Source organism: Burkholderia sp. MBR-1 (assembly GCF_013822785.1).
GTDB classification, from domain to species: domain Bacteria; phylum Pseudomonadota; class Gammaproteobacteria; order Burkholderiales; family Burkholderiaceae; genus Burkholderia; species Burkholderia vietnamiensis.
Map to the genome: position 1 here is coordinate 344461 of NZ_CP053610.1, position 25957 is coordinate 370417.

Annotated in this window: 18 protein-coding genes and 1 pseudogene; 12 read left to right on the forward strand and 7 right to left on the reverse strand. The window is 62.3% G+C overall.

Translation table 11 applies throughout. The features are described 5' to 3' along the window. The first annotated feature begins 36 nt into the window (after positions 1-36). Positions 37-1458, forward strand: a complete 1422-nt coding sequence (iaaH, locus tag MBR110_RS16445) for an indoleacetamide hydrolase (protein WP_081054332.1) — start codon at positions 37-39, stop codon at positions 1456-1458. Between the two features lie 21 nt (positions 1459-1479). Here iaaH and MBR110_RS16450 read toward each other — a convergent pair whose 3' ends face one another. Beyond that, positions 1480-2385: a LysR family transcriptional regulator gene (locus MBR110_RS16450; RefSeq protein ID WP_011881725.1), complete on the reverse strand. Its 906-nt coding sequence runs from the start codon at positions 2383-2385 to the stop codon at positions 1480-1482. Between the two features lie 138 nt (positions 2386-2523). Here MBR110_RS16450 and MBR110_RS16455 point away from each other — a divergent pair, with 138 nt between their 5' ends. From MBR110_RS16455 to MBR110_RS16475, 5 genes are all read left to right on the forward strand, one after another. Beyond that, on the forward strand, positions 2524-3906 hold the full coding sequence (locus MBR110_RS16455; protein WP_034195016.1) for an MFS transporter: 1383 nt from the start codon (positions 2524-2526) through the stop codon (positions 3904-3906). Positions 3907-3914: 8 nt separating this feature from the next. Then, positions 3915-4313 (forward strand): hypothetical protein, encoded by a 399-nt coding sequence (locus MBR110_RS16460; RefSeq protein ID WP_011881727.1) that lies wholly within the window; start codon positions 3915-3917, stop codon positions 4311-4313. Positions 4314-4470: 157 nt separating this feature from the next. Then, positions 4471-5811: a Rieske 2Fe-2S domain-containing protein gene (locus MBR110_RS16465; RefSeq protein ID WP_059567414.1), complete on the forward strand. Its 1341-nt coding sequence runs from the start codon at positions 4471-4473 to the stop codon at positions 5809-5811. Continuing rightward, positions 5795-6277, forward strand: coding sequence for an aromatic-ring-hydroxylating dioxygenase subunit beta (locus MBR110_RS16470; protein ID WP_011881729.1), 483 nt, complete (start codon positions 5795-5797; stop codon positions 6275-6277). Before MBR110_RS16465 ends, MBR110_RS16470 begins: the two co-directional genes overlap by 17 nt. A 39-nt stretch (positions 6278-6316) precedes the next feature. Further along, entirely contained in the window at positions 6317-8014 is a 1698-nt protein-coding gene (locus tag MBR110_RS16475; RefSeq protein WP_011881730.1) for a flavin monoamine oxidase family protein, read from the forward strand. A gap of 14 nt (positions 8015-8028) precedes the next feature. Here the strand turns inward: MBR110_RS16475 and MBR110_RS16480 are convergent, their stop codons facing one another. The 6 genes from MBR110_RS16480 to tssC form a co-directional block, all read right to left on the reverse strand. Further along, complete coding sequence (locus MBR110_RS16480; RefSeq protein ID WP_011881731.1) at positions 8029-8754, reverse strand: glutathione S-transferase; 726 nt, start codon at positions 8752-8754, stop codon at positions 8029-8031. 407 nt (positions 8755-9161) lie between these two features. After that, positions 9162-9440 carry a PAAR domain-containing protein gene (locus MBR110_RS16485; protein WP_011881732.1) on the reverse strand — a complete coding sequence of 93 codons (279 nt, stop codon included), beginning with the start codon at positions 9438-9440 and terminating at the stop codon, positions 9162-9164. 27 nt (positions 9441-9467) lie between these two features. Next, on the reverse strand, positions 9468-9899 hold the full coding sequence (gene tssE, locus MBR110_RS16490) for a type VI secretion system baseplate subunit TssE (protein ID WP_011881733.1): 432 nt from the start codon (positions 9897-9899) through the stop codon (positions 9468-9470). Positions 9900-9911: 12 nt separating this feature from the next. Then, positions 9912-10574, reverse strand: a complete 663-nt coding sequence (locus MBR110_RS16495; RefSeq protein WP_011881734.1) for a DotU family type IV/VI secretion system protein — start codon at positions 10572-10574, stop codon at positions 9912-9914. Continuing rightward, positions 10571-11917 carry a type VI secretion system baseplate subunit TssK gene (tssK, locus tag MBR110_RS16500; protein WP_011881735.1) on the reverse strand — a complete coding sequence of 449 codons (1347 nt, stop codon included), beginning with the start codon at positions 11915-11917 and terminating at the stop codon, positions 10571-10573. The genes MBR110_RS16495 and tssK overlap by 4 nt, the downstream gene beginning before the upstream one ends. A 56-nt stretch (positions 11918-11973) precedes the next feature. Further along, positions 11974-13296 carry a type VI secretion system contractile sheath large subunit gene (gene tssC / locus MBR110_RS16505; RefSeq protein WP_014725205.1) on the reverse strand — a complete coding sequence of 441 codons (1323 nt, stop codon included), beginning with the start codon at positions 13294-13296 and terminating at the stop codon, positions 11974-11976. A 289-nt stretch (positions 13297-13585) separates the two neighbouring features. Between tssC and MBR110_RS16510 the strand changes: the two are divergent. From MBR110_RS16510 to MBR110_RS16535, 6 genes and pseudogenes are all read left to right on the forward strand, one after another. Further along, a pseudogene (locus tag MBR110_RS16510) lies at positions 13586-15853 on the forward strand (type VI secretion system Vgr family protein); the annotation flags it as partial. Between the two features lie 1450 nt (positions 15854-17303). Continuing rightward, positions 17304-18629: a hypothetical protein gene (locus tag MBR110_RS16515; protein WP_011881739.1), complete on the forward strand. Its 1326-nt coding sequence runs from the start codon at positions 17304-17306 to the stop codon at positions 18627-18629. Positions 18630-19198: 569 nt separating this feature from the next. Beyond that, complete coding sequence (locus tag MBR110_RS16520; RefSeq protein WP_011881740.1) at positions 19199-21745, forward strand: type VI secretion system Vgr family protein; 2547 nt, start codon at positions 19199-19201, stop codon at positions 21743-21745. Between the two features lie 12 nt (positions 21746-21757). Next, entirely contained in the window at positions 21758-23911 is a 2154-nt protein-coding gene (locus MBR110_RS16525; protein WP_011881741.1) for a hypothetical protein, read from the forward strand. 32 nt (positions 23912-23943) lie between these two features. After that, a complete protein-coding gene (locus MBR110_RS16530) occupies positions 23944-24762 on the forward strand; it encodes a hypothetical protein (RefSeq protein ID WP_124260072.1) in 819 nt (272 codons plus the stop codon). 34 nt (positions 24763-24796) lie between these two features. Further along, the gene (locus tag MBR110_RS16535; RefSeq protein ID WP_011881744.1) at positions 24797-25957 is read left to right on the forward strand and encodes a hypothetical protein; all 1161 of its coding nucleotides are present in this window, start codon (positions 24797-24799) and stop codon (positions 25955-25957) included.

The window sequence follows — 25957 nt, forward strand, 5'->3', positions numbered from 1 at the left end:
CCCGTTTCCCGATCGATTCCGCGTCCAGCACACAACATGACAACACAGCCGAACCGCGTTTCTTCCTCACCATTCGTTTCCGCCGCGAGCGTGCGTGGGCTTGCCGATGCGGTGTGCCACGGCGCGTGCCGTGCCGTCGACGTGGCCGATGATGCACTCGCGCGCCTCGCCGCCATTGCGCCGCTCAATGCGATGGTGCACGTCGATGCCGAACTCGCACGCCGCACGGCCGAGCGCATCGATGTGCGTATCGCACAAGGCGACGCGCTGCCGCTCGCCGGCGTGCCGTTCGTCATCAAGGACAACCTCGACACCGCCGACATGCCGACGCTCGGCGCGAGCCCGGCAGTGAACGACTATCGCGCGACGCACGATGCGCTGACCGTCCGGCGCCTGCTCGACGCCGGCGCGGTGCCGCTCGGCAAGGCCAACATGCACGAGCTCGCGTTCGGCATCACGAGCGGCAACCGGCAGTTCGGTGCGGTCGGCAACCCGCACGACCCGCGCCGTATCGCGGGCGGCTCGAGCGGCGGCACGGCCGCGGTCGTCGCGGCCGGCATTCCGTTCGGCCTCGGCACCGACACCGGCGGTTCGGTGCGCATTCCCGCCGCATTTTGCGGCGTGTACGGCTTGCGGCCGTCCGCGCAGCGCTATTCGTCGCACGGCGTGCTGTCGCTGTCGCACACGCGCGATACGGTCGGGCCGATCGCCCGGCACATCGACGATCTGCTCCTGCTCGATGCGGTGCTGACGCGTGACGACGGCATTGCCGCCGCACCCGGCTGGTCGCAGCTGCGCATCGGCGTGCCGGCCGCGCCGTATTTCGACGAGCTGGATCCCGGCGTCGCGGCCTGCATCGAACGCGCGCTCGCGTCCTGCGCGGCGGCCGGCGCGACGCTCGTGCCGTTGCCCGCGCGGCAGCTGCACGACGCGAGCGAAGCGTGCGGCTTTCCGATTGCGGCCTTCGAGGCCAACCTGTACTGGCGTCGTTTCGCGACGCAACGGCTCGGCATCCCGTTCGACACGTTCGTCGAACGGATCGCGAGCGACGACGTCCGCGCGATCTTCCGTTCGTTCGTATCCGCGCCGATCGATGCACAGTCCTACGCCGATGCGCTCGATTGGCGTCGGCGCATCGTGCGCTGGTACGACGACGCATTCGGTACGCCGGTCGACTGCATCGCGATGCCGACGGTGCCGGGCGAGGCGCCGTTGCTCGACGCCACCGCTGCGATGACGGCCGCGCAGGACGCGGCGCTGTTCGCGCGCGTCGCGCGTCAGACCTCGCCCGCGTCGCTCGCCGGCATACCGTCGGTGTCGCTGCCGGCCGGCCGCTCCGCGCAAACGGGGCTGCCGGTCGGGCTCATGCTCGAAGGCCCGTGGGGCGGCGACCGCCGCCTGCTGGCGATCGCGGCACGCGTCGACGCACGGCTGCGGGACGATGCGGCACGCGCGTGAGCCTGCGCATGCGGCGCCGGCTCAGGCCAGATACGCCTTCATGAAGTCGACCCACGCGCGCACCTTCTGCGGCACGTGTGCGGTCGACGGGTACAGCGCATAGACGGCCTGCGGCGGAAACCGGTAGCCGGGCAGCGCATCGACCAGCGCGCCGCTCGCAAGGTCGTCGCGCACGAGCCACTCGGGCAGCAGCGCGACGCCGCTGCCTTGCCGCGCGAGCACGCGCAGCACCGAAGCGTTGTCGACCACCACGCGCGGCTTCGCGCCGGGACGAAACGCATGCGGGTTGCCGTCGCGATCGGTGAGCGTCCACGTGGCGATCCGCTCGAGCCGCGTATGGCCGAGTTGCGGCAGCCGGGCAAGCAGCTCCGGCGAGCCGATCTGCGACAGGCCGGCCTCGGCGAGCAGCGAAGGCGCGATCACCGGCCGCACCTCGTAGGTCGCGAGGCACGCGCCGCGGTAGGGCAGATCCTGGAACTGCTCGAGGCGGCCGAGCCGAATCGCGACGTCGACACGCTCGCGCACCAGGTCGACCTGAGTCGCATGGGTCTCGAGCCGCACGCGTAGCGCCGGGTGGCGCTGCATGAACGCGTGCAGCGCCGGCGCGACGACCATCGTTCCGTACTCGACCGTGGACGTCACGCGCAGCACGCCGTGCATCCCGCCATGCTCGCTGCGCGCGTCGTCGATCGCGCTTTCGGCTTCCTCCAGCACGCGCACGCAGCGCGCGTAGAAGCGCTCGCCCGCGTCGGTCAGCTCGACGCGCCGCGTGGTGCGCGTGAGCAGCGTGACGCCGAGCTCGGCCTCCAGCTGCTTGATGTTGAAACTGACGGCGGCGCGCGCCTGATTCAGCTGGGCGGCGGCGGCCGTAAACGACCCCGTTTCCACGACGGCGCGGAAGACGGCGAAACGATCGAGACTCACCATAGCGTGTCGGATGCTGGGCGGAAAACCGACATGGTGCCTCGATTGTCAAAATTTTTCGACCAGTGTGGCCGCCCGGACGGTCTTATCGACGGCCGCGCCGAACCTTACACTGCGGCGTTCCGTACGTTTTCCGCCGTCATGACCGATCGCTCGAAAATCGCTGCCGTCTACCTGCTCGGGTTCGCGATCGACCTGGCGAACATGTTCGTCATCAACGCGGCCTATCCGACGATCCAGCGCGAGCTGCACGCGTCGGTCGCGCAGCTCGCGTGGATCGGCAACACGTACGTGCTCGGGCTCACGGTGGTGATTCCGCTCGGCACCTGGCTCGCGCGGCGCTTCGGCGAGCGCCGGCTGCTGATCGCATCGCTGCTGCTGTTCGCGTTGGGCAGCCTCGGCGTCGGCCTGTCGGCGTCGATCGGCGCCTTGCTGGCATGGCGGCTGGTGCAGGGCCTCGGCGGCGGCTTGCTGATCCCCGTCGGCCAGACGATGGCGTATCGCGCGTATCCGCCCGAGGCGCGCGCGCATCTGACGTCGATCGTGATGATGGTCGCGCTGCTCGTGCCCGCGTTGTCGCCAGCGCTCGGCGGCGTGGTCGTGGACCGCGCATCGTGGCGCGCGATCTTCTTCGGGATGCTGCCGCTCGCCGCGCTCACGAGCGTGCTCGCGTTCGCATGGCTGCCGGCCGACGCGCCGGACGGCAACCCGCCGGCGCTGGACTTTCGCGGCCTCGGGTTGAGCGCCACGGCGCTCGTCGCGCTGCTGCTCGGGCTCACGTTCGCGGGCCAGCCGGGTGCGGGCGGCGACGCGCTCGTGCCGCTCGCGATCGCGAGCGCGGCCGGCGCCGCGTATGTCTTGCATGCGCGCCGCGCCGCGGCGCCGTTGCTCGATCTGCGCCTGGTCGCGCAGCCGCTGCTGCGCATCGGGCTGATCGTCTATCTGTGCGTGCCCGGCGTGTTCACGGGCGTGAACCTCGTCGCCGCGCTGTATCTGCAGAACGCGCTCGGGCTCAGTGCGACCCATACGGGCGCGCTGATGGTGCCGTGGGCGATCGCGTCGTTCGCCGCGATCGCGACCACGCGCCGCTGCTTTCCGAAGTGGGGGCCGAAACCGCTGTTCGTCTGCGGGATCGCGATCGATGCGATCGGCATCGTGCTGCTCGCGACGCCGCTCGCCGCGCTCGAGGCCGGGCGCGTGCTCGCGTTCGTCGCGATGGGGCTGGGCGCCAGCATGTGCACGAGCACGTCGCAAAGCGCGGCGTTCGTCGACGTGCCGGCCGCGCGGATGGGCGACGCGAGCGCGCTGTGGAACATCAATCGGCAACTGAGTTTCTGTCTCGGCGTCGCGGTGCTGGGCAGCGCGCTGAACCTGCTGCTGTCGCTGCAGGGCGGCGCCGCGCAGCTGCCTTACCAGCAATGCTTCGGGCTGGCCGCGCTGGCGACGCTGCTGCCGCTGCCGTTCGTCGCACGCCTCGCCACGCATCGTGCGCCTGCCGCGCGCGCGGCTTCCCAACGTTCGTGAGTTCCAGCATGAATCCGTCAAACCCGTATTTCCAGGAAGTGATCGATGCGCACGTCGACATCGAGCAATGGCTGTCCGGCCGCGCCACGCGCGACGCGCTCGCGCCGCTGCTCGCGCGCTTCTCGCGCGCGTTCTCGATGATCTCGCTGCAGGGCCATGCGCTCGACTACGCCGATATCGACATCCTGTTTTCGCGCGGCTACGGCGCGCGGCCCGGCCTGCGCATCGCGATCGACGAGCTGCACGAAGTGAGCGCATGGCAGCGCGGCGCGGCGATCGCGTATCGCGAGACGCAGACCGACGAAGCCGGCCGGCGTACCGTGCGCCGCTCGACCGTCGTGTTCGAACGCGATGCGGACGGCCGCATCGGCTGGCTGCGGCTGCACGAAACACCGGTGACGGGCTGACCGTTACCCGCAACGACGCGTGCCGCGCGGTGCGGCGGCACGCGCATGCGCTTCCGGGCGCCATATCGAGCAGAACCTGAGAGATGACAACAAAAGCAATCGACACCGCGCGCCGCGCCGGCGCGCGGCGTTCGCGCGTGCGCAGCCGGAGGCACGCATGACGGCGCAACCGTTCATCGACGAGCCGGCGTCGCTCGTGCGCGACACCGAGGTGCACAAGGACCTCTATCTGTCGCCGCGCATCTTCGAGCTGGAGATGCGCGAGCTGTTCCGCAACACGTGGGTCTACGTCGGCCACACGAGCCAGATTCCGCGGACGGGCGACTACGTGACGACGACGATCGGCGCGGAGCCGGTCGTGATGGTGCGCCACGACGACGGGTCGGTGCGGGTGCTCCACAATCGCTGCTCGCACAAGGGCACCCAGCTGGTGACGGACGCGTGCGGCAACACGGGCGCGTTCTTCCGCTGCCCGTATCACGCGTGGTCGTATCGGACCGACGGCAGCCTCTACGCGATCCCGCTGCGGCGCGGCTACGAGAACACGGGCTTCGCATCGTGCGAGGCGAGTAAGGGGATGCAGGCGGTCGGCGCGGTGCATGACCATCGCGGCTTCGTGTTCTGCCGGCTGAACCCGTCCGGCGTCGATTTTCACGCGTATTTCGGCGACGCGCTGTCGTCGCTCGACAATCTGGTCGACCGTTCGCCGGAAGGGCGCGTCGAAGTCGCCGGCGGCGTGTTCCGCTACGTGCACGGCTGCAACTGGAAAATGCTGGTCGAGAACCAGACCGACACCTGTCATCCGATGGTCGCGCACGAATCGTCGGCCGGCACGGCCGTGCGCGTGTGGGAGCGCGACGGCGCGCAGCACGCGAAGCCGATGGCGGTCGAACTGCTCGAGCCGTTCATCCAGCCGCACGCGTTCTTCGAGCAGATGGGGCTGCGCGTGTGGCCCAACGGGCACGGGCATACCGGCACCGCCGATTCGATCCATGCGCGCTATACGCCGATTCCCGGCTATCACGAGAAGATGGTCGCCGCCTATGGTGAAGCGCGCGCCGCGCGCATTCTCGGCGAGGTGCGTCACAACACCGTGCTGTTCCCGAATGCGATGGTGAAGGGGCCGATCCAGATCCTGCGCGTGTTCAAGCCGCTCGCCGTCGATCGCACGCTGGTCGAGTCGTGGTCGTTCCGGCTCGTGGGCGCGCCCGACTCGCTGTTCGAGCGCACGCTCGCGTACAACCGCCTGATCAATGCGCCGACGTCGATCGTCGCGCACGACGATCTCGAGATGTACGAGCGCGCGCAGCGTGGGCTCGCGACGCAGTCGCGCGACTGGGTGCACGTCGGTCGTCTGTTCGATCCGCAGGAGTTCACGCAGCCGACGTTCGTGACGAACGGCACCAGCGAGCAGCAGATCCGCAACCAGTTCCGCGCATGGCTGCGCTACATCGCGCCCGCGTCGACGCAGGAGGCCGCCGATGCGCGTATTCAGTGACGATGAGCTCGTCGCGTTCGTCTATCGCGAGGCGCGCCTGCTCGACGAGCGGCGCTACGACGAATGGCTCTCGATGTACGCGGACGATGCGCGCTACTGGATGCCGCTGTCGCCGGATCAGCCCGACACCGAGCTGCACGGCGCGCTGATGGACGAGGACCTGCTGCTGCTGCGCATCCGCATCGAGCGGCTCGGCGGGCGCCGCACGTTCTCGCAGCAGCCGGCGAGCCGCGGTCATCATCTGCTGCAGCGGCCGCAGGTCGATCGCGCTGAGCCCGATCACGGCGCGTACCTGCTGCGCACGCCGTTTCACTACGTCGAAACACGGCGCGACGAGCAGACCTTGTTCGCCGGCTGGTACACGCACGCGCTGGCGGTGCGCGACGACGCGTTGCGCATCCACGTGAAGCGCGTCGATCTCGTCAATGCCGACGCGCCGCTCGGCAGCATCCAGCTGCCGATGTGACCGCGTGCGCCGCGCACGCTCCTTACCGACCCCGATCCCATGAACGCTCCTGAATTTCTGTCGCGCACGCTGCCGTACATCGACACGCTGTACGACTACGGCGCCTTCCTGGCCCGCACCGGCGGACACCTCGGCACGCTGCCGGCGGATGGCGCGCGCGACGCGCGGATCGCGATCGTCGGCGCCGGCGTGGGCGGCCTCGTCGCCGCGTGCGAGCTGCTGCGCGCGGGTGCGCGGCAGCTCGTCGTGTTCGAGGCGAACCCGGCGCGCGTGGGCGGCCGGCTGCTGTCGCAGTCGATCAATCCCGACCATCCGCACCTGCTCGCCGAAATGGGCGCGATGCGTTTCCCGCCATCGCAGGCCGCGCTGTACCACTATCTCGAGCGGTTCGGCATCGACAGCTCGTCGACGTTTCCCGATCCGGGTGTCGTCGATACCGAGATCCATTACCAGGGGCACGCGTATCGCTGGCCCGCGGGCGAGCGCCCGCCTGCGCTGTTCGACCGCGTCGACCGCGGCTGGCGCGCGTTCATACGCGACGGCGTGCGGCTCGACGACGGCACGCAGCTGCCCGCGCCGGCCGAGCTGACGGCGCTGCTGCGCGCGCATTGCTACGACGACGCGCGTCGCGGCTGGCAGCAGTACATCGACCGGTTCGGCGACGAGTCGTTCTACTCGGCGATCGTCAAGATCTTCACGGGCGCGACGCCGCCCGGCGGCGTGCGCTGGCGCAGGAGCGAGGACCTGCGGCTGTTCGGCACGCTCGGGATCGGCTCGGGCGGTTTTCAGCCGGTCTATCGCGCGTCGTTCCTCGAAATCCTGCGGATCGTCGTCAACGAACTCGAAGTCGACCAGCGGCTGATTCCGGCCGGCATCTTCGCGCTCGCGCAGCGGTTGCTCGACGACGGCGGGCAAGCCGCGCGCGTACGCGACCGCGTCGTGCACGCGGCCGTGCGGCGCGTCGAGAAGCAGCCGGACGGCACCTTCGCGCTGACGCTCGACGATGGGACGACGCAGGTGTTCGACCGCGTGATCGTCGCGACGACGACGCGGGCGATGCAGGTCGGCATGGGCATCACCGGCATCGCGAACCTGTTCGCGCCCGAGGTCGTGCGCGCGATCAACGATACGCACATGGTCAGTTCGTCGAAGCTGTTCGTGCTGACCCGCGACAAGTTCTGGCTCAAGCACGGGCTGCCGCACAACATCCAGACCGACACGCTGGCGCGCGGCATCTACTGCCTCGACTACGCGCCCGACGATTGCGACGCGCACGGCGTCGTGCTGATCAGCTACACGTGGGAAGACGATTCGCACAAGATCCTGTCGCTCACGGACAAGGTCGAACGGTTCCAGCGCCTCGTGGCCGAGATCGGTGTCGTGTCGCCGGCGTTCGCCGCACACCTGCGTCCGCTCGACGACGATTACGCGCGCAACGTGACGAGCCACGACTGGCTGTCGGACCGCTATGCGCTCGGCGCGTTCAAGCTGAACTATCCGGGCGAGGACATCCATTCGCAGGCGCTGTTCTACCAGTTCCAGACGGCCGCCGAGCCTTCGACGGACCGTGGCATTTACTTGGCCGGCTGCTGCTGCTCGTTTACGGGCGGCTGGATCGAGGGCGCGGTGCAGACGGCGATCAACGCGGCGAGCGCGGTGATCCACAGCCTCGGCGGCGTGCTGGCCGACGGCAATCCGCTGGACGCGATGCGCAACCGCTATCGCTACGGCGACTGACGCGACATGCGCCGCTAGCTGTCGAGCTCGGGGTAGTGCCGGAAGATCCCCATCTCGTTGAACGCGATGCGGCGCTCCGATGCCAGATAGCGCGCGACGCCCGGATGCTCGGCGACGCGATCGTGCAGCGCGACGAGGCCGCCGACTTTGCGCGCTGCATGCTTCATCGCGTTCGGGAACGCGTAGCGCAGGCCTTCGATCAGCTGGAACATCGACAGATCCGCGTAGCTCAACGCGTCGCCCGCGATGTAGCCGCTGTCGTGTGGATTCTGCGCGAGGACGCGGTCGAAGTAGCCGAGGAATTTAGGTAGCCGGTGGGCGATGAAATCGGCCGCGCGCTCGGCGGCCTCCGCCTTTTGATCTTCGTAGTACAGGCCGCTGCCGATCGGGTGATGCGTGTCGTGGATTTCGGTGACGAAATCGGCGACCGTCAACTGCAACTGGTGAACCCACAGCCGGCCGGCTTCGTCGTCGGGCGCGAGCCCGAGCCGCGGGCCGAGGAACAGCAGGATGTTCGCGGTCTGCCCGACGACTACGTCGCCGGCTTTCAGGAACGGCGGCGCGAACGGCACGCATTCGGCCTTCGTGCTGTCCATCATCCGCGTCATCGCGGACACGCCCATGCCGCGGCCCGTTTCGCGCGCGACGTCGACGTAGTCGGCGTCGGCCGCTTCGAGCGCGAGCCGCACGTATTCGCCGCGGCCCTGGATTTCGGGCCAGTAATAGAGTTCGTATCGCATCCGGTGCTCCTGTCGGGCGATGCGCCGCGTGACGTGCGCATCGCGATGGCGGGAAGGGCGGCCGTGCGCCGCTCGTCGGGAATAGACAGTGTAGGAGATTGGGGGGAATGCTGGGTGGGGAGGGGGTGGGGGGTGTCGCGTGTGTCGGGCTCGGTGGCTTGCGGGCCGTGGGAGAGTGTCTGGCCGCATGCGGCAGTCATCCGAGATTCTGCCCTGGTTATCCCGGCAGATGCCGCACGAACGCGCGACCGACTCGTCGCTGCCGGCGGAGTATGGAATGGTGCCGATCAGGCGCAGGACTTCGGCGAGGAAGAAGGCGCGATTCGGTAGAACGCGTTCATCCGCACCGTCCTCGCGTGTGCGGCTCGTCGATCGGATTTCTCCGAAGGCCGCGATCGGAGCGTCGTCTACTCGTCGTAAATGGTCGAGCGTGCGATGACGCGGTTGGTCCCGGGCGGGCATCGGCACATCACGATGTCGTTGTCGCGCACGCCCCGCGTGCTCGTCAGTCCCCAGCTCAATGCCGTTCCGAAAATGGGCCCGTTCTGACCGCAGCGCGGGCATGACGCCAGCCCCATATGTTTTGCGAGCGGCACGCCGTCATCCAGCATGGCCCCGTCACCGTCAAGCACGACACCACCGGTCGTGGTCGTATTGCCCTTCAGGGCCATCATGATCTTGCTCATTTGTTCTTCACCGGTGCCATGGGGGAGTCAGTACCGATCCAGTGCAGCCTGGAGCATGCGCAGGCGGGTCTTACCGTCCGGCATGAAATTCGTGCCGAAGCGGACCAAGCCTTCGCGATGCAAATGACAAGCCATCGTGAAGCTGATCAACATGCCTGGTTCGGGCGGATGAATTTCGATTTCCACCTTCTTGAGCCGCGGTTCGTAGGCGAGCAGGGTGGCCTCGATCGCGCGCTGGAGCTTGTGCGCGGAGGACGGCAGATGCCGATAGATCGCCGATAGGTCGTCCAGCCCGTAGTCCGGTAGATGAGCGAGCGATCCGCGTCGGCTGTTCAAGATGCGCTCGATATTGTCGCGAACCGAAAGAAAGACCTGAACCTCCGCGGCGAAGTCGTCTACTGCCGAACCGTCCGCAAAATGTCCGGTGATTCGCTCGAACAACCCAGGACCTGTCCACATGGCCAATCTCCTCTATCGTGCCAGCTGAGCAATCGACGCGATGAACCATCGATCGACCATGAACCAGGCGACGCCGACGGCGACGCACGAGGCGACCACCCAAGTCAGCGGAGAAATGCGCAGCGGGCGGGCGTTGGTGCGGTTCACCACGATCGAAGCAGGCGCTGCGTGGTTGTCCTCCGCTGCGGTCGTGCGCCCGAGTCGTTCGTCGAGGGTGCGAATAAGCGCCGCACGCGCTGTACTCCCGTCCATCGCAAACCGTCCGGTGAAGCCAAGCGACAGCACCGCGGCGAATATCGCAAGTAGCACCCGCGGCGACCGTGGCTCGAGCAAGCGATCCTCGATGCGTCGTACCAATTCCTCGCCGGCATCGTTTCTCGAGAAACGTTCCTCCTGGAGCGGCCGCTTCTCCCAGCTTTCGCGAGCTTCTCCCGTGAGGTGCTTCAATGCGGCCTCGTCGAGCAGCGCGCACAGCGCGTAGACCGCATCGTTGATCCCGTGATCCGGGAGGCCTCGCAAGCCCAGATCGGAGCGCAGTTGGTCGATCTGCGTGTTGCATTGGCCTCGAAGCGCGTCGAACGAAAGCGGCTCTTCGGCCAGTGCGGTGACCGTGCGTGCCGTGTCGCGTAACGCAACCGGGAGCAGGGGCGAATCTGCCATCGTCACCGCACTCATGACGGCAATACCGCATACAGCTCGAGCGACGCTTCAGGAATCGACGCCGGCACGTAGATCTGGCAGGCATGCGCGTCGATCATCCGCTTGAACGCGGCATCGTTGCTGTCCAGCGCGAAGTACTGGTTTTCTATCCGCACGGGAATCGCGGCAGGCAGGCGCGACATCGGTCGCAGTGCGATGCCGAGCAGTGCGGAATTGACGATCTGCTCGACTTCGTCCGGTGCGCCGACCTTGCAGAGGCGCGGCAGGTGCTCGATGAGGGCGTGTGCGGGCATGGCGGCCTGAACCGACAGATAGTATTCAGCGCCTTCCGTCAGCCGCTCGTCGTTGATTCGGCCGAGCCATGTGGTCGCGCGCACGCGCTCGAGTGCAATCGGCACGACTCGGGACGGAATCACGGCGTCGAGCAGTGTTCTGATCAGCGATTCGAGCTCGGCAAACATCGGCTCCGGCGCGTGGTGATCGTATAGCGGAATCGCCTGGAGCGACTCGGTCGTAGAGAACGTCAGCAGTGAGCCGGCCAAGCGGGCGAGCACGGCGTAGAGCCGTTCCGGATGCTGGTCCGGCGCCTGTACGAGACGGGCGAGTTCGGGCCAGGTGCTATTCACGCTATGTAACAGCCAGAAGAGCGCCACGTCGGACACGGCGAAATCGGCGATCTGATCCGAGCGCTCTTTGCGGCGCACTGCAAGGCTGGCGCTCTTGGCAGACAGGATTTCGGAGATGCGCTGCGCGCGATGCACGAGGCGATCGCTCGCCGACAGGAACAGGCACGGCGGGACGAAGCTCTTGTCCTGTTCGAACCGCCCTTGTGGCGTGCGCACGAGCCGCGCGATCGGACAGGTGACGTAGTCTCCGGCCTGCTCGAAGTCGAACAGAAGGGCTACCACGTTGCGCTCGACGCTGATTTCTTCCTGTCCGTCGCCGTTCAGATCGGCAACGTGCTTGTATTCGCGGGTCACGCGCCGCGGCCGCGCAGGCTTTTCGCCGGGTTCGACGCAGTTGCCGCCCTGAGCGTCCATCAGTGCTACACCAGCAAGCACGGTCACGCTGTCGACCGTTGTCGGCACGTCGTCGAGACTGCGTGCCGCAGGAAGCCAGTCGGCCGTTTCACTATCGATCAGCGTACCGTCCGGCAGGCGCAGCCCGAGCGCCGTGCACTGCAGTCGATTGACGCTCAGTGCTTCGCTGTCGAGCGCAACGTGGACGGCACCCCAAGCGTCGGGGCTTGCGATACGGGCTACACGGTCATGGACGTATTGTTCCCATATCGCCTGCTGCTGGAAGTGCTGCGGCGTCATGAAAATCCCCTTGGCCCACAGCGGTCTGGTTATCTTCATCTTGTTGGTTGTTCTGGAATGGAAGTAGCGGTGTAGAGGTGCGCGACGGAACGCGTTCAATGTTTCGCTTTCGGCATCTGCGAAACCAGGGAGAGGTTGATGTCGACGCCCTCGATCTGAAAATGCGGGACGATGAACAGCTTGATGCGGAAGAACCCCGGGTTGTCCTCGATGTCCTCGACCGTGACCTTGGCCTGCCGCAGCGGGTGTGCCGCCTGAAGTTCATCGCCGGGATCGGTCATTTCCGTGACAAGCGATTTAATCCAGGTATTCAGCTCGAGCTCCAGCAATCGGCTATCGCGCGTCGTGCCGATGTTTTCGCGCTGGATGAGCTTCAGGTAATGTGCGATCCGTGACAGCAAGAAGATGTACGGTAAACGGGCATTGATCCGGCTATTCGCGGAGGCGTCGCGTGCATCGTAAGATCGCGGCCGTTGCGTTGAATGCGCCGAGAAGAAACACGTTTGATCGTGATTGCGGGTATACGAAAGGGGAATTAGGCCGATATCGGCGAATTCATTCTCGCGTGTTTCCGAAATCAATGCGTCCGTGGAAATCTTACCCAGTTGCCCGGCGCCGAGGTCGTACCGATGCGCGGGAATGTCATTGATGACGCCACCCGCTTGCGGGCCGCGAATCTGCACACACCAACCGTTTCGTACGAAGCTGCGCACGATATTGACCGCAAAAGCGAACGCCGCGCTTGTCCACAGATATGCGCTGCGACCAGATTCCCTGACATTCTCGGTGTAATTGAATGCGCGCACGGGCATCGTATCGAATCCGTACGGCAAACGTGCAAGGAATCGCGGCATTGTGAGCGCGATGTAGCGTGCATCCTCAGTTTCACGGAAGCCTTTCCACTTCAGGTATTCGGCCCGCTCGAACCAGCTCGGCAGATCGCGGATGCCTGCGACGGCTTCCATCGTGGTTTTCCCGAAGAACGCAGGCGAGACGGCGCCGATGAACGGCATATGGGCCGCGGCCGCGACTTTCGAGATATTGCGCAATAGTGCGATGTCCGGGCCGCCGTGATCGAATTCAAAGGCCGAGACGATCGCGGCGATGGGCTGCCCGCCCGGCATGTCGTATTCGCCGACGTATGTCAGCCGGAACAGGCCACTCTGGATGATGTCCGGTGCATCTTCGAAGTCTTGACGCAGCGCTTCTTTCGAGACATCAAGCACCTCGATTTTGACGTTTTGTCGAAAATCAGTCCGATCCACCAGGAATTGCAGGCCGCGCCACGTCGATTCGAGTGTCTGAAATGCGCAGTGGTGGAGGATGGCGTCGAGCTGTCTGCCGAGTTGATCGTCCAATTCAGCCAGATACCAATCGATCAAATCGGAATCGATGCACGCAATCGTATTTATGCGCATTTCTGAAGATAATTTGGCGTCGGTGTATTGGTCGCACTGAGCGCCTTCACTCATCGGACGTTGCATCTGGCATGGCCGGATAACAGAGGAATGCGACATATAGCATGGCGAACATCTTAAAAATAGCGAAATACGTGAACAATTGTCAGACTTCGGACAAATACAACAAACGGCCTGAATAATGCACGCTCGCTCTTCCACGACAAGGGCGAGTGTAGTTACTGTTCTTCCTCGGCTCTGAGCGCGATGCGGGTGTTTGGCAGCGCTATCTGGATACGGGGTTACAACAATGTCGAACCTGTTTGACGATGCGAGGCGGTTCGTATCGGACTTGACCGGGGTGTCGGGGCGCCAGGCATATTTCTTCGAGGTGCCGGGGACCGAGAGCGCAGTTGCACTCTCGGTCGTGTCGGTGATGGCGGTCGAGCGGATGGGATATCCCACCGAGGTGCGAGTGGTGCTCACGCATCCGCTGCAGCTGGCCCGCACTGACTATCTGAATCGCGACGCGGTCTGCACGATCGTGCCTGACGATGGTGTGCCACATCGTTTCTCCGGTTTTATCGCGCGCTTCTCGACGCTGCAGACCACCGCGGACTTCACCAAGTACGAGATCGTGCTGAAGTCGCACTTCGCGCGACTGGAAGCGGTGAGCACCAGCCGTATCTACCAGCACCAGACGACGCCGCAGATCATTGAGGCAGTGCTGCGCAGCCATGGCTTGGAAGGCCACCAGTTCGCATTCCGGCTGCGCCGCGAGTATCCGAAGCACCTGTTCCGCTTCCAGTACAAGCTCGACGACCTGTCGTATGTGCGGATGCTGATGCAGAAGGCCGGCATCTACAGCTACATCGTCGAGACCGAGCATGGCGATCAGGCGGTGTTTGCCGACGACGTCGACCATTACCAGTGGGACCCGCACTTGACTGCGGCGTATCGCGAGACTGCGGGGCTGGAGGCGACCGGCGCCGAGGCGGTGACCGCACTCAAGACGCATACGGTGACCGTGCCGCAGTCGTTTGTCGTGGCCGATTACAACCCCGAGCAGGCGTGGGAGCGGTTCAAAGACGAGGCGAACGTCGCGCCGCAGGACCAGACTACCTATGGGCGGCCGTACGTCTACGGTACGAATCACCTCGATCAGGACGGCGCGAAATGGGAGGCGCAACTGCGCCATGAAGCGGCGATCGCGTGGCAGGTGGTGTACGAAGGTGAGAGCAACGTACTGGCACTTCAGCCGGGGCGCGTGCTGAATCTGGACGCCGCACTGCCTGACGCGCCGGACGGTCAAGTCGTGATCGAGGTGACGCATAGCGGCGCGCGCGATCGGGCCTATACGAACAGCTATAAGGCGATTCCCGCTAACCGGCGCTTCCGGCTCCAGCTCGAAGACGCGAAGTGGCGGAAGATTGCCGGGACGCTGAGCGCTCGGGTGACGAGCCCCGACAAGTACAAATACGCTTACCTGACCGCGGCGGGCTACTACACGGTCCGATTCGACGTGGACTTCGCGGACTGGCCGGCAGGCGGGGAAAGCGTGCCGCTGCGGCTGGCAAAGCCCTTCGCGGGCAAGTTGCAGACGGGCTTCCACTTCCCGGCGCTGGACAACGATGAAGCGGTGATCGCGTTCCGGGACGCGGACCCCGACAAGCCGGAGATCATCGGCTTCCACCATCACAGTCAGGCGCGCGATCTGGTGACGAGCGATCGCCGCTGGCTGTCGCGCAACGTGATTCGCACGCAGTCGAACAACAAACTGCGGATGGAGGACTGGGCGGGGCAGGAGGGCGTCAAGCTCAGCACTGAGCATTCGGGTACGAGCCATCTCGATCTTGGCTATCTGGTCGACGAGAAACTGGAGCGGCGCGGTGAGGGTTTCGAACTGCGCACGTCGGGTCACGGTGTCGAGCGCGCGGGCAAGGGGCTGCATCTGACGGCCTACGACCGCCCGGGTGCGAGCGGGAAGCAACTCGACATGCAGGAGACGATCGCGCAACTGGAGCAGGCGCTGGCGTTGGCGAAGTCGCTGGGCGACGCGGCGCGTACGGCCAAGGCGATGCCGGCCGACACGGATGCGCAACAGCAGATGAAGGACGAGTTCGACGGGCTGAAGCAGCCGGGCTTACTGGCGAGTGCGCCGGCCTCGATCGGCGTCGTGGCAGGCGGCGGCGTGCAGATGGCTGCGAAGGAGAGTATCTCGGCGGTGGCTGGCAAGAACGCTGACTTCAGCGTGATGAAGCGTTTCACGGCGGCCGCGGGCGAGGCGGTCTCGTTGTTCGCGCAGAAGCTTGGAATCAAGATCTTTGCGGCTAAGGGGCCGGTCGAAGTACAAGCCCATAATGGACCAATGTCATTGGTAGCAGACAAAGACTTGACCGTGACAAGTGTCAACGGCGCTGTTTTCGTTCGAGCCGAAACTGAACTGACGCTTGGTAGTGGCGGCGCATTCATTCAGCTCAAGGACGAAAATATTACCGTGGGCGGTCCGCTCGATTTGTTCCTGAAGGTCATCACGATTCAGCAGCAAGGCAAGGCACAGATGCACCTGGCGGCACCGGCGTTTTCGACAACCGTAGTGCCGTTTACGTTCGCCTGCGACGCGTGGCGTCGTCCGATCGATTCGGATAACACGGAATCAACGCAGCCAACGCCAAAGGCTTCCGACTGGAATCAACTCGGCAATCCCGCGGCTGTAAGCGCCGAAGCTCCGGCGCCGCGCCCGCAAAAGCAACAACCAAACTCGCAGCCCGCTGTCACTACGAAACCTGATGTACCGAGTGCGGAGGCAATAGCACACGACGCGCGGGCGAAACCTGCTGCGTTACCTGCTGACAACGAATCGGCGCATGAACCGAAAAAGCCGCTGGCGGATGATGCCGGCACGCCTATTAAGCTGGAGACACCCGTCGTATGCGACTGGCACACGCCAGCGTTCACAGAAGAGCGCACAGATTCGACCGAAACAGTAGAGTACTACGGCTTGGATAGCCACAAGAATGCATGGCCCGACGCCCAAACGTTATCCGGGGCACAGCTAGACACGGCATTTGAGTTGTCATATGACCCTGAGAAAAAGACGCTTTATGCAGCGGTGCGCGTGCAGGTCATTCCTGTTGAATTGTTCAAATGCGATGGCTCTGGGAAGCCTGTGCCAGGCGAAGATGGCAAGCTTGAATCCCGCCCGTTTGATCACGACAAACATTCATTCCTTGTGGCGTGTGGAGTAGACAAGCCGATGAACGGCTATGTTATGAAATATCGCGAGGGGACTGGGGAGAATTTTGACATCAATGCCAAAGCTCGTCAGATTGAGGCTGTTCTCAATGGGCATAAGAGCAAACTGATTTTAAATGGATGCTCACGGGATGCGGCTTGTGGATGCCGAGTCTCGGTTGTGTTTAAGGTGAACTTGCTGCTGAGCGTTAAGGGGGAGAAAGTCGGTGGTGGTAAGAAAATCCATAAAACAATTCATCTGTTTCCCCGAACGCAGCGAGCAGATTCTGGATCATGGGGGGAGGGAATTATGTACCCCGAGGCGCTGCCTGACCAGAGTGTAGTTTGGAAGGATATGCCATATGAGACAAATGTGATCGCGCACGAATGCGGTCATCTTTTCAACTACCCAGATGAGTATTGGAAGTATGGAGGATGGGTGCATGAGCAGTACATCAAAGATAAGAAATTGGATTTTGATGTCGGTTTGCGCAACGATGGAAGGGAAACGTGGCAAATTGCCTCAAAAACAAACGTAATGGGTGGCGGGTGCAATATCCAAGCGTCGATGAGCGACAAGGCATCACCAAGCGCGACAGTGCATCCCTATTATTTGGAATACATCAGGCGACACTTCTGCGAGTTGACCGGAGAAAGAAAGCCGGTCCGGACTCCGGACGGCAAGAAGACGTGGAGAAAATGGAGGGTTGGGTACGATGTTTGATGCCAGAGGGGCTATAAATTTCCATCGCGCATTCAGATTAATCGTCGTAAGCTTTTTTTATGGAATTATAATGCTGCAAGCGATAACCAATGCAAGTCCTCGTGACGTCAACGGCGAAAGGCTATCCATTAGCATTATTGGCGATCACCAGGTTGGCACAAACGCTGTCGGGATATGGATTTCTTCTGGAAAGGTGCGCGTTAGTTTGTCGAATGCATTCGACAAGAATTTTGACGGGGCCGGGGTCGTCGATAGCATTCTGTCGGCTGATGATCTCAAAAGTGCGAGCGACGTTTTCAAGAAAATATGTCAAAGGATTGGTGGGCCGTCGTCGAAGGATTTGCCCCCAGACACACTGAATGTCTACTCGATTCGTTGTATGCGAAACGGAGAAATGACGGAGCACCAGGGTCGTCTTACCGATCTTCCTCGCGATCTGGCAATTGAGTCGTTTGGCTTGTATCAAAAATTACTGACCGACTACATTAGCTCCGGGCAGGTTGTCGTTAAAGTGGGTGCATCTGTATCCGCGGTTCGCAGAGAGCGTGAAGATTTCTTGGTTACGGTGAAATTTTCCAATGCTGGTCAGTATGGGATTAGTATGCGAACGCCGGACGAGTGGGAAAAGAATTGGCAAGAACGGCTTGACATTGGCGGAAGGCGAGTTGGCGGAGGTGATTTATGGAAAGCAAGTCTCGTTGGTCGTCGGCTATATAACAAGTCGGATCTCTCAATCAGAACCGAAGAGCTTCCTATGGGAGGCCGCGGGACGTTTGTAACTATTCCAGCCGGAGGGGCGGTCGAGTTCAAATTCCTCGTTGCACCCGACCAAAAAATCCCGAAGGGTACTTACAAGTTCAGCGTATTAGTCGTCACGACCATGACAACGGAGGGTGATGCGCCGAACTTGAGTCGCGTCAATTTCAGTTCGAATTCTGCCCGTGCTCCTAATTTTACGTTCGACACTGACTATCCGGCGACACCGAACGAGTGGAAAGACTTCGAAGCGCGGCAGCGGGAAAAAATGTCGTCGCAGTCAGTTGGCCCAGGCGCAACCGTTGCAGAACCGGGATATTACCGCAAGGTGGCGATTACCGGCGAGCGCGGCCAGTTCGTCCGGGGTTTGAGCAAAGGCGAGCAAGCCCCAACTCTTGACCGCCCATTTGAACACTGGGTGTGGGATGCCGACTTGGCGCTATCTACGCGATGCAAGCCCGGCGACTCTTGCCCTCGCGACGGTCTCTGGGTCGCTCGAACGATGAGGATGGGATCGGTAGACGCAGACGTCACACATGTCGAACTTGAGCGGCGCTTTCGTGCGGGCGAAATTGCTCCGAGCCTCACAGGTCTGGAGGGGAACGTGTTGCATCACTATTGGCAATGGCTTGGTGCATGAGCGGCGACGCTATGGGTGCTTGTCACGGCGGTAGCAATTGAGTCGGCTGAGAATCGTCCTCGTGCCTGGTTACTCCGACCCGGTACTTTCGCATGCTTCAGTTGGCACGTACTTTTTATTCGTGAGTGTTGATGCGCTCGCCGCTGTGGTCGGGCGCACCGTCACATCTCTTGTCGTTAGAACGATCGTTGCGATTGGGCCTTAAGGGATGAATGACGACCACGATTGGAGAAGGGGAACCACTGTCTCGCCGGGAAATATTCAATGGGTCTGACTGAGTGAATGTATTGGAATCGCAAATTGTATTGGTCGAATTTAATTTTTAGTCAGATTCGGTTTGATTGATGTTCGCGGTAGCATGCGAGGCTTCTCAAAAATAGCGGTATACGTCAACAATTGTCAGACTTCAGCCAAATACAACAATTCCGCTGAATAATCGGGGCTGGCACTTCCCGAGACAGGGTTCGTGCGGCTATCGTTTGTCGCTTAATCCATGCATTGCGCACCTAGGAATGAAACTGCCTGCGACGGCGGTGCGAACAGTGCTATTTGGATACGGGGTTATAACAATGTCGAGCCTGTTTGATGACGCGAAGCGGTTCGTGTCGAACCTGACCGGCGTGCCGGGGCGTCAGGCGTATTTCTTCGAAGTGCCGGGCACGGACTCGGCGGCCGCGCTGTCCGTGGTGTCGGTGAAGGCCGTCGAGCGGATGGGTGCGCCGACCGAGGTGCGCGCCGTGCTCACGCATCCGCTGCAACTCGCACGCACTGACTACCTGAACCGCGACGCGGCTTGCACGATCGTTTCCGACGACGGGGTGCCGCGCAGATTCTCTGGCTTCATCGAACGCTTCTCGACGCTGCAGACCACGGCTGACTTCACCAAGTACGAGATCGTACTGAAGTCGCACTTCGCGCGACTGGAAGCGGTGAGCACCAGCCGCATCTACCAGCACCAGACGACGCCGCAGATCATCGAGGCAGTGCTGCGCAGCCATGGCTTGGAAGGCCACCAGTTCGCATTCCGGCTGCGCCGCGAGTATCCGAAGCACCTGTTCCGCTTCCAGTACAAGCTCGACGACCTGTCGTATGTGCAGATGCTGATGCAGAAGGCCGGTATCTACAGCTACATCGTCGAGACCGAGCATGGCGATCAGGTCGTGTTCGCCGACGACATTGATCATTACCTGTGGGACCCGCACCTCACGGTTCCGTACCGCGAGGTGGCCGGGCTCGAAGCGACCGGTACGGAGGCTGTGACGGCGCTTAGAACTCACGCGGTTGTCGTCCCGCAGTCGTTTGTCGTGGCCGACTACAACCCCGAGCAGGCGTGGGAGCGTTTCCGGGACGACGCAAACGTTGCACCGCAGGATCCGACCACGTACGGCCAGACCTACGTCTACGGCACTCACCATCTCGATCAGGCGGGCGCGAAGTGGGAGGCGCAACTGCGCCATGAAGCGGCGATCGCATGGCAGGTCGTGTACGAAGGTGAGAGCAACGTGCTGGCGCTGCAGGCCGGGCGCGTGCTGAATCTCGACACGGTATTGCCCGATGCATCCGACGGACAGGTGGTGATCGAAGTGACGCATCGCGGCGCGCGCGATCGGGCTTACTCGAACAGCTACACCGCAATTCCCGCTAATCGGCGCTTCCGGCTCAAACTCGAAGAAGCGAAGTGGCCGAAGATTGCCGGGACGCTGAGCGCTCGGGTGACGAGCCCCGACAAGTACAAATACGCTTACCTGACCGCGGCAGGCTACTACACGGTCCGGTTCGACGTGGACTTCGCGGACTGGCCGGCGGGCGGGGAAAGCGTGCCGCTGCGGCTCGCCAAGCCGTTCGCAGGCAAGCTGCAGACGGGTTTCCATTTCCCGGCGCTGGACAACGACGAAGTGGTGATCGCGTTCCGGGACGCGGACCCCGACAAGCCGGAGATCATCGGCTTCCATCATCACAGTCAGGCGCGCGATCTGGTGACGAGCGATCGACGCTGGCTGTCGCGCAACGTGATCCGCACGCAGTCGAACAACAAACTGCGGATGGAGGACTGGGCGGGGCAGGAGGGCGTCAAGCTTAGCACGGAACACTCCGGCACGAGCCACCTGGACCTGGGCTATCTGGTCGACGAGAAACTGGAGCGGCGCGGTGAGGGTTTCGAACTGCGCACGTCGGGTCACGGTGTCGAGCGCGCGGGCAAGGGGCTGCATCTGACGGCCTACGACCGCCCGGGTGCGAGCGGGAAGCAACTCGACATGCAGGAGACGATCGCGCAACTGGAGCAGGCGCTGGCGTTGGCGAAGTCGCTGGGCGACGCGGCGCGTACGGCCAAGGCGATGCCGGCCGACACGGATGCGCAACAGCAGATGAAGGACGAGTTCGACGGGCTGAAGCAGCCGGGCTTACTGGCGAGTGCGCCGGCCTCGATCGGCGTCGTGGCAGGCGGCGGCGTGCAGATGGCTGCGAAGGAGAGTATCTCGGCGGTGGCTGGCAAGAACGCTGACTTCAGCGTGATGAAGCGTTTCACGGCGGCCGCGGGCGAGGCGGTCTCGTTGTTCGCGCAGAAGCTTGGAATCAAGATCTTTGCGGCTAAGGGGCCAGTCGAGTTGCAGGCGCAGAGCAACGCCATGGCACTCACGGCAGAGAAGGATGTAAGCATCGCCAGTGCGAACGGAAAGGTGAATCTCTCCGCCGCGAAAGAACTCATTCTCGAGTGTGGCGGGGCGTTCATCAAGATCGCGGACGGCAATATCACACTGGGCGGCCCGGGCGACCTATTCCTGAAAGTACTCACCATTCAGAAGCAGGGAGCGCAGTCTCTGAATCTGCCGGTTCCGCAATTGCCCGTCCCCGCTGGCGTTGAAATGTTCAGCCAACGGCTCGATGTCAGTCCGCTGCTCGGCAAGGAATTCTCGCTTCCCTTGCACCATATTCCGTATGCGGTGAAAGACTCAACCGGGCGGATCGTTGATAGCGGCATGCTCGACGAAGCAGGGTATACGGGGCGTACGTTCACCAAACAGTCTTCAAAGCTGAAGTACCACATCGGCAACGATCCTTGGCGTCTGTTTCTCGACTCGAAGCACGCCGAGATCGACAACGAGCCTCAGGAATAGGGAAGCACGCACATGGCAACGACTTTTGACGATGCAGCAACGGGATCGACAACGGTTCTCCCGGTCGATGGTGCCGCTTCCAACGCACAAGTGCCTGTTCAAGAATCGGCGACGACGAACGAAGCAGCATCTGAAATCACGACTACATCGACGGGCGCTCCCGCATCGGGAGACACGACCACGTCCGCGGTTGCCCAGGCCGACAAATTTCCTGCAACCCAGACAGCATCGACTGCTTCGTCTAACGACGGGCCGTTGCCGGAGGCCACGACGACGCAGGACTCTGCGCCACGCTCGGGCCTGGAGTCGGGCGCGCCGGTGCTCGATCACGTGTTTGTCGGCCTCGACGGCACGCCGATCAATGGGCTCAAATACCGCTTCGAATCCGACGGCGCAATCATTGACGGGGTGACGGATGGCGATGGCAAGGCCGCTCCCGTCAATTCGTTCTCCGCGGGGGCGGACTGCGCGGTTTTGGTATTGACGGACAGTGGCGCTTACAAACAGGTCGCCTGTTACACCGTGCCAACAGCCGACACATCGGCGACGCTGATGAGCGGAAGCATGGTGTTGGAAAGCGAGACGCAGCCACACGCTGGTTCGTCCGACGACGCGGCGCGTGAGCCATCGCCACCCGTCGATGACACACGTAGCTCGCAATCGCATCCAGCCTATTCGTCTCAAGATGAGTCGACGGCGGGCGGGGCTTCGAGTGCACCAAGTACCACAAACGACAACACCCCGGCCGCTGCGACGTCGGGAAATTCCGAAACGATAAAGGCCACGGACGGGAGGCCGGGTGCGGCGGCGTCCTCGACGCCGCCAGTCGGTTCAGCAAAGCCGTCGACGACTCCCTTGCCGAAGAAAGGCACCACGATCGCTAAAGGGAGTTCCGGGAAACGTGCGCCGTCGACCACTACGACCGCCGCTCGGGACAAACTTGGACATCCGCAAGCGGCACCGACCGAAACATTTACCGACTGGGCAAGCCACAAGGTACATGCGGCATGGCACTTCATCGAAGACATCTTCGGGCTCGACTCGAACCCGGTGGCAGGGACAGTGGTCCGGCCGCAAACACCGGCGTCTGCACAGGGCGGTGCTGCCAACACGAGTAGTGCGCCACGAAATCTCACTGCGGTGCAATCGCTGATCTCCATTGCGGAGGGCCAGACGGAGCACTCGATGCCGTCGTCGGCCACGGTCGTCAATCTGAAGAAGATCGCGGATGGTTCGATTACGTATGGAAGCAAGCCTTCCAAAAAATCGAAGGGGCAATGCTACATGTATGTGAAGATCGCGCTGTGGCGAGGCAACGCGATCAAGTTCATAAAAAACAAGAAAGGAGATTTTGACGCGGCGGGGGGTAGCTATGCGAAGGTGGCGGGAGAATTCTTGATGTCGCAGGGATTCGTGAATGTCACCGATCAGCTTCCGGATGCGAGATGGGCCTTACCCGGCGACGTGATCGTCTACCACGTCAAGGGTGACGCGGAAACGGCTGACGGTCGTGGCCAGCCCGGTCACATTGACATACGCACGTACCACTACTATGTCAGCGACTTCAAACGAAACTATCTTTGCTTCAGTGGAGGCGGGGGTACGCATTTCTATGAGGTGAGCGGGATCTATCGCAAGCCTGGATACTTCGATCCACTTGCCCTTGCGCGCATGAAAGCTTTTTTGAAGATCATCCGGTCACGGGAGGCCAAAGCGTTTTTTTCATTCGGCGATGAAAAGACCTATTTTGCATCGCAAGGCGTCTACAAGATTCAGAACGGGATCAAGGATTTTTCAACCTATCCATCCAATCCCCAAAAAGCGGAAGACCACCAAGGTGCATACCAGATTGCCAGGTCATCATGGAAAAGAGGACACGCTCTGGGCACCGGCGCGTTACCTTCAGACTTCACTCCCCAGACCCAAGACCGCTATGCGGTGTGGTTGATGGAGGGCGAGCCGGGACGTTTTGGCCCGAAACCGGAATGTCTGCCCGCTCCCAGTGCTTTGGGTTATATCCGGCAGGGTGATATCGATCAGGCAGTGAGTCTGCTTCGCAAGCGTCAATGGCCATCGCTTCCTGGTGGAGGGCAAGACCAAGGCTACACGATGACCGATATGAAGGCGGACTTCGACAAGTACCTGAGAGAATACGGAGGCTCCTAGAATTTGATCGGAATACGAAAAACGAAATTTCTATGGGCCATCAAAATCAAATGAAAAGCAGACTTTTAAAAATCGTTGGAACCGCTCTTCTGGTGACGTCAATTTCGGTCTTTTCGGAAACATCGATCCGCGATTACGTTACCTCGAGAAACAACGCGGTCGAAGCCGTTCATGCGAAATACTCCGATCAAGGGAGCGAACGGTTGAGTCGGGCCGCCGATAAAGCGATGCAAGACGTGCGGATCAAATTGCAAAGACTGGTGGGCGCGGTCAATGCGAAAGGCTTTCCGAGAAGCGGCAAGAGCGTTATTGGTTCAAGGTCGGACGACGAGTACGATGGATTGGACGGAGTCGAGGTGAAATCATTCGATGCCAAAACACTACTTTTCGTTACGACTGTGCCGATTATGGAGTCATGGTTGGCGGTTCATCGGAAAGATTTCAAGCATTATTCGACGCTTCGGAAAATGCTGGGGACTGAAGAATTTTACAATGCGACCGCAACGCTCAACGGAGATGCAGCCGTTTATTCCTATGGCGAAATACCGGTGGCTGCACGAGGCGGCGATTCAATCGCGCGGGCGATTGTGTTTGCCGTCGGACAGGATGACCCCGCACCTAGTCCCCCCGACAACCTCGCCGTGACGGTCATGCAGGGCGATCGCATTTTCATTTTCACCGAGAAAGCTACGGTAAAGGGTATGCCGGCGTGTTCTGTGTCGAATCAACAGACATCGATCACCTATGAGCAATGCTTTGCGAAAAAACTGCCCTCCCAAAGCGAGTATCCCAAACTGGTCAATCAGGCGCAGCGATTGGTTGATCTTGTCTCTCCGCAGTTGCAGCGCTGAAGGTACGTATCGATCGTCGTCTGGTTACTTCACTATGTCCTGGCCTATTCCAACGCTGACCTCGGTTTTCTACCCGAAGCCGCTTGAACTTCGAGTATGGGTGCCCGGCCTCTTGGCACTCGCGGTCGGCGCTGCGGGCGCCTTATTGCTGCTGTGGCCTCATGGAAAATCCACGCACGGGCTTCAATTCTGGGGACTGCTCATCGGCGCTCCGCTTGTGTCTTGCGCGATAGCGCTCGGCATTCGGCTGGACCGCTGGGAGCGCGAACAGACGGTTGCGGAAGAACTGGAGCGTGAGCAAGAGCGGATCATGTCTCTTTGGCAATCATGGTGCCGACGCCACGTTTGTGTAACGGCTTCCGTGGCCATCCTACCGATACCTGTTCCAGCTGCTGGGATGAGGGAGCCCGATGCGGAACTCCCAGTGAATAGAGGGCGGGCGAGCGCGTTTCCATGGTCGAAGAACAAAACGCTTAAGCAACGACGCGAGAAGTTGCTCAATCAAATCGCAGAAAAGTTGCAGGTGGCGCTTGCTGGGCGGAAGGAGTTGCGCGTCAAGCTGGTTGTCGCCGACGCACCGGAAGAATCTCTGCTCGGCTGGAAAGCGGATGCGGAGGACGCGCTTTGCAGGGTCGCGCCTGCTTGCAAATTCAAGATTGACACCGAACCGGCAATGGCTTGTGCATCGTTTCTTGCGCAGCAGGTCGACCTTGTCGGTACCGAGCCGCATCTGATCATTACTGCACAAATTTGGCCAGACAGTGCGACCAGGCATACCTTCAGCGAGGGCGCCGCAGCACTCCTGATGGAATCGGCCGACGAGGGGCCGGGCCGTGTCTTGCGTCCGATGATCAGCACGGCCGGCACGCGCGACGCAGACCTGAAGCAACTCGCGCAGATGCAGCTCTCACCCGATCACATCACTCACGCCTGGTTCACCCGATGCGAAGCGGAGTCCGGTGCGATTACGGCGGCGTTCACTACCGACACTAAGGTGAGACCGATCGAGAGATCCTTCGATCACATCGTGGGCGAGCCGGGGCCAGCCACCAGCTGGATTGCGCTTGCCACTGCGTATGAAGCATCGCAGGAAGGGGAACCACACCTCGTCGCCTGGCGTGAGCCGGGCGCCGAGGTGCTGCATCTCTGCATCGTTCGCGGTGCCCAGCCGCAAAAAAGACAAAAGGAAATCTGA

Bases quoted from the DNA above. Each gene is read 5' to 3' on its own strand.
- iaaH (WP_081054332.1), top strand. From the start codon at position 37: ATGACAACACAGCCGAACCGCGTTTCTTCCTCACCATTCGTTTCCGCC.
- MBR110_RS16450 (WP_011881725.1), bottom strand. From the start codon at position 2,385: ATGGTGAGTCTCGATCGTTTCGCCGTCTTCCGCGCCGTCGTGGAAACG.
- MBR110_RS16455 (WP_034195016.1), top strand. From the start codon at position 2,524: ATGACCGATCGCTCGAAAATCGCTGCCGTCTACCTGCTCGGGTTCGCG.
- MBR110_RS16460 (WP_011881727.1), top strand. From the start codon at position 3,915: ATGAATCCGTCAAACCCGTATTTCCAGGAAGTGATCGATGCGCACGTC.
- MBR110_RS16465 (WP_059567414.1), top strand. From the start codon at position 4,471: ATGACGGCGCAACCGTTCATCGACGAGCCGGCGTCGCTCGTGCGCGAC.
- MBR110_RS16470 (WP_011881729.1), top strand. From the start codon at position 5,795: ATGCGCGTATTCAGTGACGATGAGCTCGTCGCGTTCGTCTATCGCGAG.
- MBR110_RS16475 (WP_011881730.1), top strand. From the start codon at position 6,317: ATGAACGCTCCTGAATTTCTGTCGCGCACGCTGCCGTACATCGACACG.
- MBR110_RS16480 (WP_011881731.1), bottom strand. From the start codon at position 8,754: ATGCGATACGAACTCTATTACTGGCCCGAAATCCAGGGCCGCGGCGAA.
- MBR110_RS16485 (WP_011881732.1), bottom strand. From the start codon at position 9,440: ATGAGCAAGATCATGATGGCCCTGAAGGGCAATACGACCACGACCGGT.
- tssE (WP_011881733.1), bottom strand. From the start codon at position 9,899: ATGTGGACAGGTCCTGGGTTGTTCGAGCGAATCACCGGACATTTTGCG.
- MBR110_RS16495 (WP_011881734.1), bottom strand. From the start codon at position 10,574: ATGAGTGCGGTGACGATGGCAGATTCGCCCCTGCTCCCGGTTGCGTTA.
- tssK (WP_011881735.1), bottom strand. From the start codon at position 11,917: ATGAAGATAACCAGACCGCTGTGGGCCAAGGGGATTTTCATGACGCCG.
- tssC (WP_014725205.1), bottom strand. From the start codon at position 13,296: ATGCGCATAAATACGATTGCGTGCATCGATTCCGATTTGATCGATTGG.
- MBR110_RS16515 (WP_011881739.1), top strand. From the start codon at position 17,304: ATGCTGCAAGCGATAACCAATGCAAGTCCTCGTGACGTCAACGGCGAA.
- MBR110_RS16520 (WP_011881740.1), top strand. From the start codon at position 19,199: ATGTCGAGCCTGTTTGATGACGCGAAGCGGTTCGTGTCGAACCTGACC.
- MBR110_RS16525 (WP_011881741.1), top strand. From the start codon at position 21,758: ATGGCAACGACTTTTGACGATGCAGCAACGGGATCGACAACGGTTCTC.
- MBR110_RS16530 (WP_124260072.1), top strand. From the start codon at position 23,944: ATGGGCCATCAAAATCAAATGAAAAGCAGACTTTTAAAAATCGTTGGA.
- MBR110_RS16535 (WP_011881744.1), top strand. From the start codon at position 24,797: ATGTCCTGGCCTATTCCAACGCTGACCTCGGTTTTCTACCCGAAGCCG.